At 40.3% G+C, this 263-nt stretch carries 1 protein-coding gene; it reads left to right on the top strand.

Translation table 11 applies throughout. The annotated features are described in order from the left end of the window. Positions 1 to 26: 26 nt before the first annotated feature. Positions 27 to 263: hypothetical protein (locus R0J88_RS20980; RefSeq protein ID WP_410901023.1), on the top strand; the 237-nt coding region annotated here is incomplete at its 3' end.

The raw sequence follows: 263 nt of genomic DNA on the forward strand, positions 1-263 counted from the left end.
CATTTATTCAATCTTTCGGGAATGTAATGTCAGTTATCGTAGATTGTTTTACTGCGGTAGGGCAATTTATTATCAAGCTAAATGAAATGAATCCAGCTATATCTACTACTATAGGTTGGTTTATTTTATTATCAGCAGCGTTGTTACCTTTGCTTTCTCCACTGGCTATAGGGGTATCACGTGCGGGAAGCTTTGCGGTAGCGTTTAACACTCTTTGGATGGCTATTGGGCCGCTAATCACAGGCTTTCTTGCAGTTATCGGT

It is taken from the genome of Pseudoalteromonas sp. SIMBA_162, assembly GCF_046535955.1.
Taxonomy (GTDB): Bacteria; Pseudomonadota; Gammaproteobacteria; order Enterobacterales; family Alteromonadaceae; genus Pseudoalteromonas; species Pseudoalteromonas marina.